Origin of the sequence: Candidatus Methanoperedens nitratireducens (assembly GCF_000685155.1) — an archaeon.
GTDB lineage: Archaea > Halobacteriota > Methanosarcinia > Methanosarcinales > Methanoperedenaceae > Methanoperedens > Methanoperedens nitratireducens.
This window is the reverse complement of record NZ_JMIY01000007.1, coordinates 12,288-30,459: the sequence shown is the minus strand read 5'-3', so window position 1 is coordinate 30,459 and position 18,172 is coordinate 12,288. Positions and strand designations below refer to the sequence as shown.

At 37.9% G+C, this 18,172-nt stretch carries 17 protein-coding genes; 4 read left to right on the top strand and 13 right to left on the bottom strand.

The window, feature by feature from the left end; translation table 11 throughout:
• The first annotated feature begins 12 nt into the window (after positions 1-12).
• The 3 genes from ANME2D_RS12125 (at position 13) to ANME2D_RS12115 (ending at position 4,226) form a co-directional block, all read left to right on the top strand.
• Entirely contained in the window at positions 13-1,803 is a 1,791-nt protein-coding gene (locus ANME2D_RS12125) for a flippase-like domain-containing protein (protein ID WP_081810267.1), read from the top strand.
• Positions 1,742-2,401 carry a methyltransferase domain-containing protein gene (locus ANME2D_RS12120; RefSeq protein ID WP_048092189.1) on the top strand — a complete coding sequence of 220 codons (660 nt, stop codon included), beginning with the start codon at positions 1,742-1,744 and terminating at the stop codon, positions 2,399-2,401. Before ANME2D_RS12125 ends, ANME2D_RS12120 begins: the two co-directional genes overlap by 62 nt.
• A 70-nt stretch (positions 2,402-2,471) precedes the next feature.
• Entirely contained in the window at positions 2,472-4,226 is a 1,755-nt protein-coding gene (locus tag ANME2D_RS12115; RefSeq protein WP_157834113.1) for a hypothetical protein, read from the top strand.
• 3 nt (positions 4,227-4,229) lie between these two features.
• Here the strand turns inward: ANME2D_RS12115 and ANME2D_RS17015 are convergent, their stop codons facing one another.
• From ANME2D_RS17015 to ANME2D_RS12070, 9 genes are read right to left on the bottom strand one after another with little or no spacing between them, the layout of a single operon-like run.
• Positions 4,230-7,514, bottom strand: a complete 3,285-nt coding sequence (locus tag ANME2D_RS17015) for a glycosyltransferase family 2 protein (protein ID WP_052368898.1) — start codon at positions 7,512-7,514, stop codon at positions 4,230-4,232.
• A gap of 2 nt (positions 7,515-7,516) precedes the next feature.
• Complete coding sequence (locus ANME2D_RS12105; protein ID WP_048092177.1) at positions 7,517-8,584, bottom strand: class I SAM-dependent methyltransferase; 1,068 nt, start codon at positions 8,582-8,584, stop codon at positions 7,517-7,519.
• A gap of 35 nt (positions 8,585-8,619) precedes the next feature.
• Positions 8,620-10,395 (bottom strand): ABC transporter ATP-binding protein, encoded by a 1,776-nt coding sequence (locus ANME2D_RS17010; RefSeq protein ID WP_052368897.1) that lies wholly within the window; start codon positions 10,393-10,395, stop codon positions 8,620-8,622.
• Positions 10,392-11,174, bottom strand: coding sequence for an ABC transporter permease (locus ANME2D_RS12095; RefSeq protein ID WP_048092176.1), 783 nt, complete (start codon positions 11,172-11,174; stop codon positions 10,392-10,394). The genes ANME2D_RS17010 and ANME2D_RS12095 overlap by 4 nt, the downstream gene beginning before the upstream one ends.
• Complete coding sequence (locus ANME2D_RS18465) at positions 11,158-11,448, bottom strand: GxxExxY protein (protein WP_048092174.1); 291 nt, start codon at positions 11,446-11,448, stop codon at positions 11,158-11,160. The genes ANME2D_RS12095 and ANME2D_RS18465 overlap by 17 nt, the downstream gene beginning before the upstream one ends.
• Complete coding sequence (gene rfbD / locus ANME2D_RS12085; RefSeq protein WP_198527423.1) at positions 11,445-12,356, bottom strand: dTDP-4-dehydrorhamnose reductase; 912 nt, start codon at positions 12,354-12,356, stop codon at positions 11,445-11,447. The genes ANME2D_RS18465 and rfbD overlap by 4 nt, the downstream gene beginning before the upstream one ends.
• Positions 12,302-13,294 (bottom strand): dTDP-glucose 4,6-dehydratase, encoded by a 993-nt coding sequence (gene rfbB, locus ANME2D_RS12080; RefSeq protein WP_048092172.1) that lies wholly within the window; start codon positions 13,292-13,294, stop codon positions 12,302-12,304. The genes rfbD and rfbB overlap by 55 nt, the downstream gene beginning before the upstream one ends.
• A 3-nt stretch (positions 13,295-13,297) precedes the next feature.
• Entirely contained in the window at positions 13,298-13,777 is a 480-nt protein-coding gene (locus ANME2D_RS12075; protein WP_048092170.1) for a dTDP-4-dehydrorhamnose 3,5-epimerase family protein, read from the bottom strand.
• The gene (locus ANME2D_RS12070) at positions 13,774-14,838 is read right to left on the bottom strand and encodes a glucose-1-phosphate thymidylyltransferase (protein ID WP_048092168.1); all 1,065 of its coding nucleotides are present in this window, start codon (positions 14,836-14,838) and stop codon (positions 13,774-13,776) included. Before ANME2D_RS12070 ends, ANME2D_RS12075 begins: the two co-directional genes overlap by 4 nt.
• A gap of 171 nt (positions 14,839-15,009) precedes the next feature.
• Between ANME2D_RS12070 and ANME2D_RS12065 the strand changes: the two genes are divergently transcribed.
• Entirely contained in the window at positions 15,010-15,936 is a 927-nt protein-coding gene (locus ANME2D_RS12065; RefSeq protein WP_048092166.1) for a glycosyltransferase family 2 protein, read from the top strand.
• Here ANME2D_RS12065 and ANME2D_RS12060 read toward each other — a convergent pair.
• The 4 genes from ANME2D_RS12060 to ANME2D_RS12045 are packed head-to-tail and all read right to left on the bottom strand — an operon-like array spanning position 15,933 to position 17,891.
• On the bottom strand, positions 15,933-17,042 hold the full coding sequence (locus ANME2D_RS12060; protein ID WP_048092163.1) for a glycosyltransferase family 4 protein: 1,110 nt from the start codon (positions 17,040-17,042) through the stop codon (positions 15,933-15,935). The genes ANME2D_RS12065 and ANME2D_RS12060 overlap by 4 nt on opposite strands.
• Complete coding sequence (locus tag ANME2D_RS12055) at positions 17,020-17,298, bottom strand: hypothetical protein (RefSeq protein ID WP_048092161.1); 279 nt, start codon at positions 17,296-17,298, stop codon at positions 17,020-17,022. Before ANME2D_RS12055 ends, ANME2D_RS12060 begins: the two co-directional genes overlap by 23 nt.
• 52 nt (positions 17,299-17,350) lie before the next feature.
• A complete protein-coding gene (locus tag ANME2D_RS12050) occupies positions 17,351-17,617 on the bottom strand; it encodes a CopG family antitoxin (RefSeq protein ID WP_048092159.1) in 267 nt (88 codons plus the stop codon).
• Positions 17,601-17,891 carry a BrnT family toxin gene (locus tag ANME2D_RS12045; protein ID WP_048092157.1) on the bottom strand — a complete coding sequence of 97 codons (291 nt, stop codon included), beginning with the start codon at positions 17,889-17,891 and terminating at the stop codon, positions 17,601-17,603. The genes ANME2D_RS12050 and ANME2D_RS12045 overlap by 17 nt, the downstream gene beginning before the upstream one ends.
• Positions 17,892-18,172 lie beyond the last annotated feature (281 nt).

The following is an 18,172-nucleotide window of genomic DNA, read 5'->3' as shown; positions in this document are numbered from 1 at the left end:
AACACGGTAGATATGTTGAACAAAAAGCATAAGATTTCAATTATAGTCCCAGCCCATGACGAAGAGGAAAATTTACATAATCTGCTGGGTAAACTTATTCCAGTACTTGAACAACATATAGAAACACGGGATTTTGAGCTGGTGCTCATTGATGATAATAGTACAGACTGTACACCAGCAATAGTTGATGAACTCGCCAAAAAGGACTCAAGAATCAGAGCGGTGCACAGAACAGATACACCCGGTTTTGGTAATGCAATTAGAGCTGGATTTAAGAATGCAGCAGGGGATATAATAATCCCTGTTATGGCTGATTTATCAGATGACCCGCATGATATTCCAAAATTAGTTAGAAAAATCGAAGAAGGCTACGATATTGCTTATGGATCGAGATTCTGCAATGGGGGGTCTACCGATGGGTATCCGCTGTCCAAAATGCTGGCAAACAGGATTTTCAATAACACTGTAGGGCTAATGTTCGGCATACGGCACAAAGATATCACCAATGCGTTCAAGGCATACCGCAGGGAGGTACTGGATGCTATTGGTATTGATAACATTGAAGCGAGCGGCTTTGATCTGACTGTAGAAATTCCGTTAAAAGCCCATATTCTTGGATTCAGCAGCGCGGAAGTACCGGTATCATGGTATGGGCGTGAGCGGGGCGAGGCGAAGTTAAAACTATCTGAAAACGGACATCGTTACGGGATGCGACTTCTCAAGATGTTTATAATAGGGAATCTTGTAAGTCTTCGGGATCTTTTCGGCGCAGTAATCAAGGGTTCGTGGATAAGACTGTTGCTTGCAGCAATATTTGGATTCCTGTTGCTTGCTGGCATATTCTCATTTTCAGGTTTTGCGGAGATTTTCGAAATATTATTAAAAGTTTCACTGGGATATGTGGTTATTGCATGCATTATGATCTTTATGACTTTCATTCTCCGCACATGGCGCTGGAGCGTATTGCTTCGGACATCCGGGTACCGTGTGCACAACGATACTGCAATGAAGAGCATTATGTTCGGATGGCTGCTTAACTACCTCCTGCCCGCGCGGATAGGCGATGTGGCGCGGGGCATGGCGCTGAAAACCACCGAGGGTACGCCGCTTGGCATTAGCCTATCAACCATTGTTGTAGAACGGGCAATGGATATGCTGACGCTTGCGTTGATCCTGATGTTGGCTATCTTCACTGTCTCCAGCGGTACGTCGCTTTTTTGGATTGCTGGAGGTGCGCTTGTTGTGGCAATCGGTCTTGTTCTTGGGCTTATCCTGGTATATAAGTACGACCGTGTAATACAGGATCGGTTGGGCGGTCGCTTTAAGTCGCTTGGAAAAAGTATTCTTGCATTGAAATCTGGATTACATAATCTTTACAGGAACCCGCAGGCAATAGCTCTCTGTCTTATATTATCGGTACCCATATGGTTCTTTGAGGTATCAAGCATCTATTTTTCTGCAAAAGCAATACAGTTTGAGCTAACTCCAGCACTGGCGGTTCTTTCAGGGATAGTAGCATTTATAGCGCAGGCAATACCGACCACACCTGCCGGAATCGGAGTACATGAAGGAACGATAGCGGGAGTGCTGCTTCTTTTCGGTGTTGATGTAAGTACCGGAACCTCTATAGCACTGGTGGACCACTTTGCAAGAGGGGTTATTATCTATACTTTTGGCTTAGTCTCGGCTGTTCATATCGGTTTTGAGTCGCGAGTGTATTTTAGAACTAACGGTGAGCTATATGGAATCGAACGAAATTCAGGAAATATATCGGAAAAGATTTGGAGAAGATTTAGATTTTAGACAGAAAATGTACCTGGTGCTTTGTTCTGAATTTTTCCAAAAGTATATTCCAGAGGATTCAACTGTTCTTGAGATTGGTGCCGGATATTGTGAGTTCATAAACAATATCAAAGCAAAAAGCAAAATCGCTCTGGATTTAAATCCTGATGTTAAAAGTTTCGCTAAAGATTCAGTTGAGGTTATCATATCAAGCTCTGTGGATATGAGGGAAATTGGAGATGGAAGCGTTGATGTAGTGTTTACCAATAACTTCTTTGAACACTTAAGCAAGGAAAACATTATTAAAACTGTAAAAGAAATTCGCAGGGTTTTGAGGGACGACGGAAGATTCTTGATTCTACAACCAAATGTTAGATTTTGCTTTAGAGATTACTGGATGTTTTTCGATCATATAACACCCTTGGATGACAGGAGTTTATCTGAAGTATTAGAAGTAAACGGATTTAGAGTTGTAGAATGCAGGCCGAAATTTTTACCATATACTATCAAGAGTAAGTTACCTAAATCTATATTCCTACTTGAACTTTACCTTAAATTTCCGATTGTTCACAGGCTATTTGGAAAACAGGCGTTCATTCATGCTAAAAAATCTCTATAAAGAGATACAATGAGCATTTCTTTAAAAAGAATGGAAAAGTAAAATGTATACAAATAAATTTGATAAATTGATGAAAGAATACTATCGTGCAAAGATGCGGATTACATCACGATTATTCTATAAGGATTTTTTAATTTTAATTTTGGTGTTATCTTTAATAATACTTCCCTCCATTTTAGGGCTAATTTACATTAAACTTTTTGGGGTTAATATAGTTTTTTGGGATCAATGGGCTATAGTACCCCTCATAAAAAAATTATACACAGGAGCTTTAACTCTTGATGATCTTTTTGCTCAGCATAACGAGCATAGAATTTTTTTCCCAAGAATTACCATGCTAGCCTTAGCGCATATAACACAATATAATACTATCGCAGAGATGTATTTCTCTTGGATTATTGTATTTATTACTTTATTTTTAATATTAAAAATGTACATACAAGATTTTGGGAGTTCAATATCTGTGATGATAAAATTTATACCAATTGCTTGGTTGATTTTTAATTTTAGGCAATTCGAGAATATTCTATGGGGCTGGCAAATTTCAGCATATTTATCCATTCTTGGATTTGTTGCTGCAGTATATATGCTTGATAAATCGGAGAAGATAAACAATTGGTTTATTATGGCTATTTTTAGTGGAATCATATCTACGTTTTCATTTTTTAATGGACTATTTGTATGGCCCGTAGGGCTTGTATTTATTATTTTATCAAAAATTAATAATAAAATATCCATTATAATTGTATGGACAATTAGTGGTATTTTGATTTGGAGCGCATATTTCTATAATTGGATAAAACCTTCACACCATCCATCTCTTTTCTTTGCGGTGGAGCACCTTATTAGTAGTATAACATACTTGATTGTAAATATTGGTGCGCCGCTAGCATTCGAACAAAGGCATGCTTTTGGAACAGGAATTATATTATCAATATTTATTATAATAAGTTTAATTTTTACCATAAGAAATAGATATACAGCTGAAAATGCTAAGTGGATTTGTTTTATTCTTTTTTCGTTTCTATCATCTGCCGCTTTAACTATTGGACGATCTGGATTTGGCGTAGAACAGGGATTAAGTTCAAGATATGTTACATTTACATTATTAGGGGTAATTGGTGTATATTTAATTATATTGCATTTATATAGTAAGTCCCAAAAATGCTCTGTTCTTTATGGAATGATATTATCTATAATTTTAGTCGGAATAACTGTTGGATATGTGGACGGCGTAAAAGAAGGGGGAAATATATTGGAAGGTAGAAAACTTATGGTAAATAATCTTATTGATTATGAATGGACTGCCGCTGAGAATTTAAAAATGTTATATCCTAATGAAGATATTTTGAGAGAGAGAGCCAAAATCTTGGAAGAGTACAAACTCAACGTATTTACCTCTGCACAAATAATACCTGAATGGCAGTTGTTAAAACGCATTCAAGGCGGCATAATGGCTATAGACTATGTAGGCAAAAAGCTGTATGTCCAAGAAATCAATGTTGTAAATATGGATAAAAACATAGAACAATTTGTAGAAATCAGAGGCTGGGCAGCAGATGATTTAACTAAGGATGGGGAAATTAAAACTTTCCTGGTTTTCAGAGGCGACAGCGAAGAAATTGTGATACCAACTAAAAAAACGCACAGACCAGATGTAGCCAGCTATTTTGGAGTTAAGAGTTATGAACAATCCGGTTGGTCAGCGATACTCAGACTAAAAGAATTTGAAGAGAAATGCTACAATATTTCTTTGCGTATCCTAAGGGCAAATGGCGAAGAATACTTTGAATTAGCTGGTGATAAACCGATATGCTTCATTTAAATCTTAAATCCGTATCGAAAAATCCTCTCTCTCCAGAGTCAGGTTAGGGTTATAATAAGGATCTCCTTTATTAATAACCTGCTTCCATTTTTCCCTTATATACTTAACCTCTTTTAAGAATCGTTTCTGTTTCTCCGGGTTATCTTCATAGCCCCTGCTCAACGATTCATGGTGATATAATTCTGCATATGGTGTATAGACTATCAGATATCCTTTCTCTCTGATTTTGAGACACAGGTCAACGTCGTTAAAGGCGACTGCCAGATTTTCATCAAAACCTCCTACTTCTTCAAACACATCTTTTCTTAGCATCATGCATGCGGCTGTTACGGCACTAAGGTTATGGACTAAATGAGGTCTCAACATATATCCAGGATTATCTTTAGGAATATATTTATGCGAATGGCCTGCCACACCTCCCAGACCAATTATAACTCCTGCGTGCTGAATTGTACCATTTGGATAAAGTAACATACCTCCAACGGCTCCAACTTCCTTACGCTGCGAATGTTCTAGCATTGCGGATAGCCATTCATCAGAGATTACTTCCGTATCATTGTTTAAAAATAGCAAGTATTCACCATTTGAATTTCGAGCAGTAAAATTGTTGATAGCTGAGAAATTAAAAGAATCCTCATATTTCAGCGTTCTGATATTAGGCGCTTTACTGATTGTTTCTAGGTAGTCTATAGTTTGATGATCTTTACTATTGTTATCAATAATAATAATTTCATAATTTTTATAACTTGTTTTTTTCTCAATGCTCTCTATACATTTTCTGAGCACATCGATATGATCTTTAGTAGGTATAATTATACTAACTCTGGGAGTCCCTATTATATCTCTTTTAATTCTGAAAGAACTTGGGAATTTACCTAATAATACTTCCCCATTTATTTTCCTTCTTTCTAGGCTATCTTCCAGAGCTTTTCTGGCGTTAGTATCAGCATAACCTTTCGCTTCATACCTAACAGCAGTCGAGTTTGGAATTTTTCTCCAGTGATAAAGGATTTTAGGTATGTGATATATTTTATCGGTTCTTTCTGCAAATCTCAACACAAGATCGTAATCCTGACTTCCTTCGTATCCTTTTCTGAATCCGCCAATCTCATCAATGATTTTTTTCCTATAAACTCCAAAATGGCAGGTGTACATGTTTGATAAAAATAAATCCGGGGACCAATCTGGTTTAAAATATGGTTCACTTCGTTTACCGTTTATATCAATTTTATTTTCATCACTATAAATCATATCAGCTTCTGGGTGTTCCTGTAACAACTTAACAACTTCAAACAGAGCATTAATAGGCAATTCATCATCATGATCTAATAGCCCAATGAATTCCCCGGTCGCTAACGATAAGGCTTCATTGGATGCCCCTGAGATTCCCAAGTTTTCTTTCAGATATTTTACCTTAATTCTATAATTATGCTTTGCGTGTTTTTCCAGTACTTTTCTAATATGCATTTTCGTCGAAGCATCATCAACTAAACATAGCTCCCAATTCTCATAAACTTGGTTAATTACAGAATATATTGCCTTTTCTAGCCAAATTTCATCTACATTGTATACGGGCGTAATTATGCTAATCTGAGGTTTATATTTGAAGCTCTTTAATTGATTTCTCATTTTTTTTATATCAGTATGTTTTATTATATAAGTGTCATATGATTCTTTTAAATTTTTACCATAGTTAAATTTACCATATTTAGAATGCCAAATTATCTCTTCAATCAAAGAACGATGCCCTCCAGTTAACAGAATTCTATAACCACTCATCCCTATTTTTATAAAATTTGATAATTCTATATTAAACATTGGAACTGATTGAATAAAATTCCGACTTTTTGATTCATGTATCTTATTTAAGATGGCCGTAATATTCCGTATATGAACGTCTTTGTCATATATGGTTTTGTTCAATGCATCAATTGTAGATTCTAAATTTTTGATTTCAATATCCTTGCCGTAGATAGCTTTATTCAATGCATCAATTGTAGATTCCAAATCCCTGATAGAAACATCCTTGTCTTGGATGGTTTTATTCAATGTATCAATTGTAGATTCTAAATTTTTGATTTCAATATCCTTACCGTAGATGGCTTTATTCAATGCATCAATTGTAGATTCTAAATTTCTAATATGAGTATCCTTGTCTTGGATGACTTTATTCAACGAATTGATCTGAGTATTCTCATCCAGTTTTCTCAAAATTTCAATCCTTTTTTCTATACCAGATTTAAACTCAATACTACCAATTTCTATAGTTGAGATACAGATAATAAATTGTGTTATTAAATTCAGGTGATATTTTTTGGTATACTCTAGATAATTCGTTGTTCTAAACTGTAAATCAGCCTCAAAAATTAAAAGCATTAATAACCCTTTTTCTAGAGGGAGTTTATAAAGATTATTTTCCGAATAAAACTCTCGTATTAAGTTTATAAGCCATCCTTCACTATCCGATTTTGTTAAATACGCAAAATTTGCAGCGAAATCATCTACTTTAAATACTTTCAAATTCATTAATTCCCACAGATAATAATATAAAAAGCGTAGTGGTTCCAAAAAGAGTAAAGTGGATAAATCAGAGAACTCCCAGTCAATTACCCGAACCCTATCCCTATTACAAATAATATTCTGCGGTATAAAATCAAAATTTACTATGCGACGAAAAGCTTCTTGCGGCAATATTTCAAAGATGCTACTAACCTCTTTATCAATCAGTTCTATAAACTCTTTATTACCAGCATAATATCCTTTGAAATGCTTAATCACAGCATCAAGTTCGTCCTCTATATGCTTTCTATCAGTCTTCTCAGCATAACTGTTTAGGTGATAAATAATCTGTGATGTTTGTTCAAAGTGCTGTTCGATGATTTTCTGTAAACTCTCAGAGGAATAATTAGATGATACAACAGAATTATCTAAGGAAATTTTAAATGAAGTGCCATCAATAAATTCCTCAAAATTGACTAATTTTTTCCCAATAACAGTTTGATATATCTGTCTTGGAGGGTAACTGAGATTATATTTTTCTCTTAAAATATTGCAAATCTCGCTTTCGCGCTTTAAATGATATTCATATTCTTCAGACCTGCAGAATTTAGCAACTATAAAAGGCTTGGATTCATCGTCTCTGAATATAAGATGAACCAAACGCCCTTTATCATACCGCTTTCCCTGCCCCATTGAGATTTGAATTGAAGATAGCTTCTTTGGCTTTGAGCCATGAATACCCATTGATTCCCAGTTATTCAATATATACTGCTGTATTAAATTCATCATAGCTATTTCTCGGCAATTATTATATAGGATGATACAAAGGAATCAATATCCCCATTCTCCAAAGATTTTAATTCCAGTTCCTTTACATTCTGCTCCATCGATAGCTCTTCTTTATTGGCATCTAGGTATTTATGAAAAAATCTGGAAATATTATAATTGTTGAGTGGCAATATGTATCTTAATTTCTTGTAGTCTTCAACAGGGTAAAAAAACTCAATTTTTTCCTCGCTGAAGCCCGCATTAGTTAACAATTCTTGATAACCTTTCTTATCATACAAATAGGTTCGATATTCCTGCCCAGTTAGCTTTTTCATAAGATTATTAGCATCTTCTCTCTTAAGATAACTGATATGTGGAATTCCAACATGGTCGTCAGGAGCGCCCAATAAATATCTAAATGCATGGCTATTCTCTATCCCTATATACAATTTGCCTCCCGGTTTAAGTACCCTATGGCACTCTCGTAGTGCTTGGATCTGAAGTTTTTCCGGATCTCTTTCATTTACCGATGCTCCTACCCATTCCAAAACACCATTGAGAGTAACCAGATCAAATAAATTGTTACATAAAGGGTTTTTCAGAATGTTCATACCGGCTAAGGACACATCTTTAACTCCTTCTTGTTCGCATCTGATTTTCAGAAAAGCCAATCTATGATATGTCCCATCTATAGCTATAACCTTAGCTCTTCTTGCCATAGCGATGGTAGACGTTCCATGCCCTGCGCCTACCTCAAGAACTAGAGAATTTTTATCCAACGAGAACAAAAACTGCCAATCGGTACGTGTTTCTTCAGTCATTATAAAGTAGAGCCAGGGATTTTTATTAGAAATCATCTCATCTATAACATCTCTCCAAGGCTCGTTACTCATTCGTTGTAATAGAATTTCCATTTCTTCAGAAGGCATATCGCCATAATATTTAGTATCCTCAACAAACATGGGAATGTCGTTTACTATTGGGAAAATTGCTCCGCAGTCTCGGCACTTATAGGCGTCTACTTCTGCGATTAATCCACCGTTGCATTTAATGCATTGCAATATCGAAGTTTTAAGATTATTTTTTATCACTACTGGCACTCCAGATTTTAGTCTAACAATCGATTTTAATTACAAATTTCTACCTTGGCTCCTAAGTCTGCAATTCCGACCATTTTCTTATCTTGCTCTATCCTAAAAATAAAGCAATCATACCGCCTATCTAGTACTTCTATATCTCTATCAGAGCGAGCTATAACAACACCAGCATTTAAAGAATAAACTCCAGCACCTAATTTAAGCTGTTGTGTAAATTTAATTATTGATATTTCACCTCTCTTTTTTTTGCTTAAGTCCAGTCCTTCCCATTTAGTATTAGTTCCATATACATCAGTAAACTTGTTTTTAATAGTGCATCCAATGGTTAGACTTTCCTCAAAATTCTGATGCATCAATACATGAATTTTTACTATTGCTATATCGCCGCTTTGGAATATTAGATTTGGAAAACCTTTCTCATCGATAAGTTCCACTTTTATTATTTCCGCTTTTCTATTTCCAAATCTAGTCTCCTGATTTGAAAGTCTTGGTATCTCTTTTTCCAACACTTCGTCCTTACCAGTTTTTTTAATATCAAAATTAATTGGAAAGGATATTGATTCATTAGCTTTAATCACCTTTGGCCATCCCCATGCCGCCCAGCAGTAGCTGAGGTCCTCGCCTATTCCCGAAGTTATGAATTTGATTGTAACCTCTTTCCCATAATACTCTTCAAGACCAATCTTGAAATTATGCCAGCCCTTATCCTGTGGATTCTTCTTCGGCTCAATGGCTCTTGAGAATATATTCTTCTCCATGCCATTGCATTTAACATTGATATCAAACCTTACCCCCTCTTTTATCTTATCCCACGCACCCGGCAGAAGCCCGATAGCAAAAGCCAGCAAAGAGTCAGGCTCAACTATAAGATCATACTCAATTTCCGAAGGAGGATGGGCAAAGATAACCTTTCTCGGCACGGATTTCATCTCTACCATCTGCTCGCGTACATAATCAGGCTGCTGGGATTTTTTCCCGGCATTTTTAAGATTGTCTATAAAATTATATACCGTATAATATCCGTCTTTCAGAACCTCCCCTCTTTCCTCCAGATTTCCCTCGTTATACGTTCTCTCCCGCTCCGCAATCAGTGCATGGTACTTGTTTACAACCGTATTCGCATCTCCCCTCTCAATTATCCTCCCTCCATCGAGCAGCAGCGCATAGCTGCAAAGATTCCTCACAGCCTCCGTATCATGTCCCACATACAAAATCGTCTTCCCCGCCTCCTGCATCTCCCTTATCTTCCTGAAGCACCTGTGCTGGAATATAGCATCGCCTACGGCAAGGGCCTCATCCACAATAAGTATATCAGAATTAACATTCACCGCAACCGAAAAAGCAAGCCGGACGATCATTCCCGAAGAATATGTCCGAAGGGGCTGATCTATGAAATCCCCGAGTTCTGAGAAATGCAGGATCTCATCAAACTTATCATTAATTTCCTCTTTTGATAAGCCCATTATTGAGCCGTACATATAGACATTATCCCTGCCTGTGAACTCTGGGTGGAACCCCGAGCCAAGTTCAAGTATCGCCGAGACCTTGCCGTTGACTTCGTATGAGCCCCCGCTTGGCTCAAGCACTCCTGCTAGAATACTGAGCAACGTGCTCTTGCCTGAGCCGTTCTGCCCTATTATTCCCACGGTCGTGCCTTTTGGCACCTCAAAGCTGATATCCCGAAGCGCCCAGAAGTCGGCATGTCCGTTGAGCCTGCCCATGCTTATGTACTCAAGGGCACGTTTACCTGAAGAGCCATATAATTTGAATTTCTTGGACAGGTCATTAACCTTTATAGCAATCATAACAGCTCACTGAAACCTCTTTTTGTTTTCTGGAATATAATGATGCTGAAAAATAAAAATATAATGGAGAACATCAGGAAAGGTAAAAGTTTATCCAGTTCAGGGAATCTGCCGTAAAACAGCATAGCCCTGTATATCTCAAGCATGTAATATGCAGGATTCAGATATGCTATCCACCGTACGCTCTCAGGTATCACGTTTATAGTGTATACTATAGGTGTTCCCCAGAACCAGATCATGAACAAGGAACCGAGAATCTGCGGCGTATCACGGAAGAATACTGTTGCACTTGAAAAAACTAAGCTTAATGAAAGAGTGAACATCATCTGCAATATGATACCTATGGGCAGGAGTACTATGTAGATGCTGGGCATGCCCTTCAGTATAACGAATAGTACCATGAATATCGCAAGTCCTATCAGAAGATTTACAAACTCTGACAGGATTGTATATACTGGAAAGATCTCACTTGGAAAGGGTACCTTTTTTATGTAGTTCTTATTATCCACGATTGATCTTGAGGCGCGCATCACCGATTCGCTGAAAGCCGCCCAGGGAAGGAAACCCGCGCTGAAATACAGGGCAAAATCCCAGACGCTATCATTACCCGGAAGCCTTGCTTTGAGGAAAAGTCCGAAAACAACAAAATATACCAGTAACATGATTATAGGATTAATAACAGACCAGTAGAACCCAAGCAGGGAGCCCACATACTTTGATGAGATGTCCCTCTTAACGAAGTTCCAGATTAATCCGCGGTAGTTATAAAGAGCTAACATTGGTATATTCCCTGTAATCCACTTCTACAAGCTGTTTCTGAATTATTTCATTTGCAAGATGACTGATGGAGACCCCTTTTTTCCTGGCGCCTTTCTGAAGCAATTCGGCAGTATCCATATCTACTTCTATATTTTTAAGTTCAATATTCAGGGCATTTTCATATACCTTCTCAAGGAAACCCACTCCAAAAGCGGCACCTATGATTTCCTCAGACAAAGTATTTAATCTGCGTTCATCTGCGTTTATCTGCAGTTCCATTTCTTTTGATTTCATAGTTCCTTCTCAAACAGATATCTCCTCAAAGCTCCTTCCCAGTTTTCCATCTCAAGCCCGTATTTCTTTAGTTTCATACTCACAAGCGGGGAATACATGGGCCTCTTTGCTTTTGATTTCATGGCATCTGTTTTTGTCGGGTATAGATCCGCCTCTATACCCAGTATATCAAAAATTGTCCTTGCAAACTCATACCATGAGCACTGTCCTGTGTTAGCTGCGTGATATATGCCATAAGGCAGCTCTTTTATCAGTATTCTCCTGATCATATCTGCGGCATCTCTTGTATATGTAGGTGACATAACCATATCATCCACAACCTTAATCTCCTCTCCGCTGCGTGCTTTTTTAATCATTGTCTCAACAAAATTTCCACCTTTACCGCTTGCGCCCGCAATCCCGAAGAGGCTTGAGGATCGTATTATATAATATTTCTCCAGGATGTTCCTGATACAATATTCACCTGCAAGCTTGCTATTTCCATATACGTTTAAGGGATCTGGAGTATCTTCCTCTGTATATGGCTCAGTTTTCCTGCCATCAAACACATAGTCGGTACTTATATGCACCAGGATTAAGTTAAGATCGCTGCAGATCAATGCTATGTTCCTTGCACCCAGCGCATTGACTGCAAAAGCTTTATCAGCAAACTCTTCTGCATCATCCACCCTGACATAAGCAGCGCAGTTGAGCACAGCTTCGGGCTGTATGTTTCTCAAGATATCCACTGAAGATCTCAGATCAGTGACATCGATATCGGCATGGGTAAGAGGGACGATCTCATGCTCAGTATCTTTAAATGCTCTTACAAGATCAAAACCCAGTTGCCCTTTGGCCCCAATTATGGCGATCTTTATGACCAGAACCCCCTGCTTTCTCTCATAAGTTTCTCCTTCAGTGGCTTCCACCAGGAGGGATTGTTCTTATACCACTCTACAGTTTTCGCAAGTCCGGTTTCCAGATCTATTTTTGGCGACCAGCCAGGCTCTTTTCTAATTTTAGTATTATCAAGAGCGTATCGGTAATCATGTCCTGGCCTGTCTTTAACGAATTTTATGTAGCTCTCATCCCTTCCTAATAATCCAAGGAGCATCCTGACTATATCGATATTCCTTTTTTCACTCTCTCCGCCTACGTTGTAAACTTCACCAGTCTTTCCACGATTGAGAATAGTTGCAATGCCTGCGCAGCAGTCCTCAACGAAGATCCAGTCTCTGATATTTTTTCCTTCGCCGTATACAGGCACATGCTTATCTTCCAGCAGGTTTGTGATTATAAGCGGAATGAATTTCTCAGGATATTGATAGTACCCATAGTTGTTGGAAGGTCTTGCTGTAGCGGCTGGTAAACCATACGTCTCATGATATGCCCTTATTATTAAGTCGGCTGAAGCCTTGGAGGCCGAATACGGGGAATTAGGAAGCAGAGGCAGATGTTCAACGAACTTGCCAGTTTCCCCAAGCTCACCATATACCTCATCAGTAGAAATATGCACAAATTTTTTAATATCGCTATGCCTGCACGCTTCAAGAAGTACCTGAGTTCCTTCGATATTTGTAATTATAAAAGGCCGTGAATCAAGTATTGATCTATCTACATGGCTCTCGGCAGCGAAATTAACTAAATACTCTGCATCCTGGATCAGCTCGTATACCAGCTTTCTATCCTCAATTCTGCCATGGATAAACCTGTATCTCTCGTTCCCCTCAATATCTTTAAGGTTATCAGGATTCCCTGAATAGGTTAATCCATCCAGATTTATTACTTCATAATCCGTATTTTTTAGTATATAGTGGATGAAGTTCGAGCCTATAAAACCACATCCGCCTGTTATTAGAATTCTCATCGCTCAATCCACCTTAAAAGGACTGTTAAGGCTATTCTCATATCGTATCTCATCCACTTTCTCTTTCTTCCCCCAGCCCGCGTAAAGTCTGTTGGGAAGGTTTATTACAAGGCCAGGTTTATCACCGATATTTTTATAAGCATGTACTATTCCCGGAGGCACTATTACCATTTTGAGATCATTTTCACCTATATTTAAAACCATTTTATTCTTATATGTTGCTGACTCTTTTCTATTATCCCATAGCACCAGCTTAAAAGTAGAGGGACCTACAAAACAAAAATAATCTGTTTGATCCAGATGCTCATGAGGCCCTCTGGCAATTCCCGGATATGTAAGCGATATATAAGACATCTGGGGGTAACTATCATTTTCTATCATATCTTTCCTGAAAAGCTCTATAAGCCAGCCTCTGTCATCTTCATTTTTCACCAGATCTTTTATAATAAGGCCATCGATTCCATCAAGTTTGAAATTACTCATACTTCTATCTCCGAATAATCACCGATCATCAGCCTTAGTGCTTTATGATTATTATGGTTTTTTGAAACCCTTACATCTTTTCCGATCAAACTATCCTCCAGCCTCTCAATTCCTTTGACCTGGGCATTATTGAGAATAACACAGTGTTCAATTGATGAATCAACAATCTTGGTATTATCGCCGATACTGGTATAAGGCCCTATAAAAGAATTCTCAATATGAGCGCTCTTACCTATCGCTACAGGACCGCGGATAATGCTGTTAACAATAACTGCATCCCTGTCTATTCTTGCCCTGCCTGTAACTTTACTTCTATTATCCAGGGTCCCATAGATCTCATTTTTAATATATTCATCCAGAACAATGCTATTTGCTGTTAGAATATCATCCTTTTTTCCTGTATCCAGCCACCATGAATTGAGAATCTCGCTCTTAACATTGCAGCCCATGTTGATTAATTCCTGTATGGCATCCGTGATCTCAAGCTCGTTGCGCCAGGATGGTCTGATTCTCTCTATAGCCTCATGGACTCTTAAAGAGAATATATAAACCCCAACCAGAGCTAAATTGCTGGGCGGTTCTTTTGGTTTTTCTATAAGTTTTACCACATTCCCCTCCTTATCCAGTATCGCTACCCCAAAGCTGCCTGGATTTTCAACTTCCTTAAGTAATATCAGCGCATCCAGTTTTTCCCTGTTGAATTTGTCCACAAGCTTATTTATCCCCTCTCCAAGCAGGTTGTCTCCAAGACACATTACAAAGGATTCATTTCCTAAGAAATTTTTTGCAGTCTTAACAGCATGAGCCAGGCCAAGGGGCTCCTGTGGCATATATGTAACATTTACTCTCCATGCTGAGCCATCTTTTACATAGTCCTTAACATGTTCTCCGGTCTCAGGTGCAATTATTATTCCTGTGTCTTTTACTCCAGCATGGGATATCTGGTCTATAACATAACCAAGAATAGGTTTATTAGCCACCGGAATAAGCTGCTTTGCCGTGGTGAAGGTCAAAGGTCTCAATCTTGTTCCTTTACCGCCGCTTAATATCAGAGCCTTCATAATAGTCCCTCAGTTAATAATTGTCCTTTTATTAAAAACATCCAGCTATAAATTTTTCTATCAAAACTTGGATTTTTCGCCATAGCTCTCAGTAACTTTTAAATATGTTTCAGTTTTTATACGCTCAAGACTATAGTCTTGAATAAAGCTTACTGTTAAATCTGGATAATAATGATCTCTGCTTCCATTATACTGCTCACCAAGAATGGTGAAACGGATATTAATAACTGTTTATCTGCTATATTATCTCAAAAAACATCTCACCTCTTCGAGGTTATTGCCATAGATTCAGGCTCAGCCGATTCTACTCCTGATATTTTAAGTAAATTTCCGCTAAAGGTCGTACATATCAGGCCTGAAGAGTTTGGTCATGGTACAACAAGAAATCTTGGAGCACGTTTAGCAAATGGAAGGTATCTTGTCTATATTACCCAGGATGCAATCCCGTTCAATGAGAACTGGCTTGAGCTATTAATTAACAGCGTGGATGGAAATAAAGAAATTGCGGGTGCATACAGTAGGAACATACCTAAGGGAGGATGCGATCCTTTCGAAGCGCGGTATGTTGCAAAGGCATGGGGGGAAAAAAGAGAGGTTAAAAGTATAAAGAATTATAAAAATTTCAAGGAACTGGTTTTCTTTTCCAATACCAGCTCCTGCATCAGAAAAGATATCTGGGAGAAATTTCCATTCAACGAAGAATTAGTACAGACTGAGGATCAGGATTGGTCAAAAAAAGTGTTAGAGGCTGGATATAAGATTGTCTATGAACCTGCTTCTATAGTATACCACTCACATACGTATTCAATTAAAAAATTGTTCAGTAAATATTTTGATGCCGGCACTGCCCATAAGCAAATATTCAAAGATAATAACAATGTTTACTTGCCTCTGATCCCTCTCTTTGCAATAGCAGTAATGCTGCTTGATCTAAATTTTATGGTTGATAGAAATTACAGACTGCTCTCGATACTGAAATGGATTCCTAACAGTGTCATAAGGCACCTTATAGAAGCAATGGGTTTCTGGCTGGGATTACATTCAAGATTTTTGCCTGTTAAAATAAAAAGAAATTTCACCATGTACGGTAGATATTAGATTCTGACCGCCTCTCTATAAATATCCTCCAGTTCTTTGGCTGTACTCTCCCATGAGAATCTCTCCACAAGTCTTCTGGCATTGCTGCCAAGCTTTTCCCTGAGTATTTTATCCTTCATTAATCTAAGCATGGCATTAGCTAAAGCTTCAGCATTCTTCTGCTCGATTATTAATGCATTTTCCTCATGAGTAAACAGTGAAGAGATGCCTCCAACATCACTGGCTATAATGGACATTTCTGCAGCAGCAGCCTCAAGCAGTGTTAATGGCATTCCCTCCCATAATGAGGGCAGGATAAAGGCATCACATCCCAGGTAATATTCATTCAGCATCTGTTCATCGATTTTGCCTTTAAATTTCATGATTTCTCTAAGATCTAATTCCTGCGTAATTCTCATAAGATAATCAAATTCTGACCCTTCTCCCACTATTATAATCTCAAAATCATCGCTATCTCGGTTTTTTAAAATCTCTGCTGCCTTTATTAGATATATCACACCTTTTTGTTTTTCAAGCCTTCCCACGAATAAAAACTTTATTTTGATATTTTCTCTTTTTTTACGATTCTGGAATCTATGGAGATCAATGCCATTTGGCAAATAAACAGCATTTCTGATTCCTGCAGCACACAGAGCCTGCGCTCCTTTTAGATCTACTGATGCTACTTTCTTAAAACCGGAGTAATTTAAAAAAAACCTCTCTGCGAATCTTTTAAGAGGTGAATATTGCTCATCGTTAAAACTAATTCCGTGACAGGTATTGATCACAGGGATTCCATAAAGTCTTGCAACGATTGAAATAAAAAAGCCAAGATCAGCAGAGTGGGAATGAATTATATTTGGTCTGAGATCTCTGAGATTCTTAAGTCCCCATAGAGACAACAGAACCAAAGACATTGCCCTTCGTGGAGTTATTCTATCCAGGTTAAATGCATGCTCTCTTAGCCCAAATTTTAATACCTCTCTGTCCTTAATTTCTTCACATTTTGAAGTTGCAACATGGACCTCGTACCCTAACTTTATCTGTTGTTTCTTAAGGTTGTATACAACCCATGCGTCTCCTCCTATTACGGCAGGATATTTCTTAGTTATATGCAGGATTCTCATGAAAAACTCCGCTGCAAACGGCACCTCCCGGGGTCTGGGGCTTGCCCTGGCGCTTATAAATCTGCTTAAGCGGCGGCAGTTTAACCGTCTCACCCAGACTGATAATATTCACATCCTCAAATCCCATCTTCTTAACGGAATCCTCATCCACATCCGTGGTTATCACATCAGCGCCAAGACCACGTGCAAGGGTCAGCACCAGTTTCTCGCCGCCACCAATTGCTCCGATGTAGTCGTGGAAGATTGCGATTCTCATATTTTTAAATCTGACTTCTGCACATATATGAAGTAACACTTGTAGATCTACATCATTGATTCGCTTCTACAAGCTGTTTCTGAATTATTTCATTTGCAAGACGACTGATGGAGACCCCTTTTTTCCTGGCGCTTTTCTGAAGCAATTCAACAGTATCCATATCTACTTCTATAAGGAAATGTCTTTTCTTAATATCAACTTTCATTTCAATTTCTTCAAGCACATCAAGATAGTCTGTACTATCATGAGTATTCCAGAATTCAGCAGCTTCTTCATATGTTTTGAATTCTTCAGGTATTTGCTTAGGCTTTTTTGGCATTATAGTACTTCCTTTCTTTAAATGTCATATCTCTTGCGGATATAATGAGTGCAGTATTAGATGATTTATATATGAATACTATAAAAAGATACCGTCCATCACGAGTTTGCCCATATGCAACGTAAACATCTTCACCGCTCACCCTGCCTCTCTTAACGCGGCGGAAAAGTGCATTTGAATTCAATGCTTCTTCCACTTCTTCAATAGCGATATTATGTTTTTGCCGTATTTTGGATACAAACTTTTCAATCCAAAGGATTTCTTTGATCCACATACCATTCCATTTTCAAGAGAATATTATTTGTATTTTAATCCATTTATTCCATTTATAGCCGCTCATTCAGGTATTCCTTCTCAATAAGATATTCCCTCAAAGCTGTATCCCAGTTTTTCCATCTCAATCTTCTCAGTAAATATCTTATAATCCTCATAAGATATTTTGTCGTCATGAGAATTATATTTAATATCCACATTATAGGGAGGAGAGGTAACAATTAAGAGCCTATCCGAAAAGTAGAAGAATTACAATGTAGGGTAATGTGGGGTAATGACAAC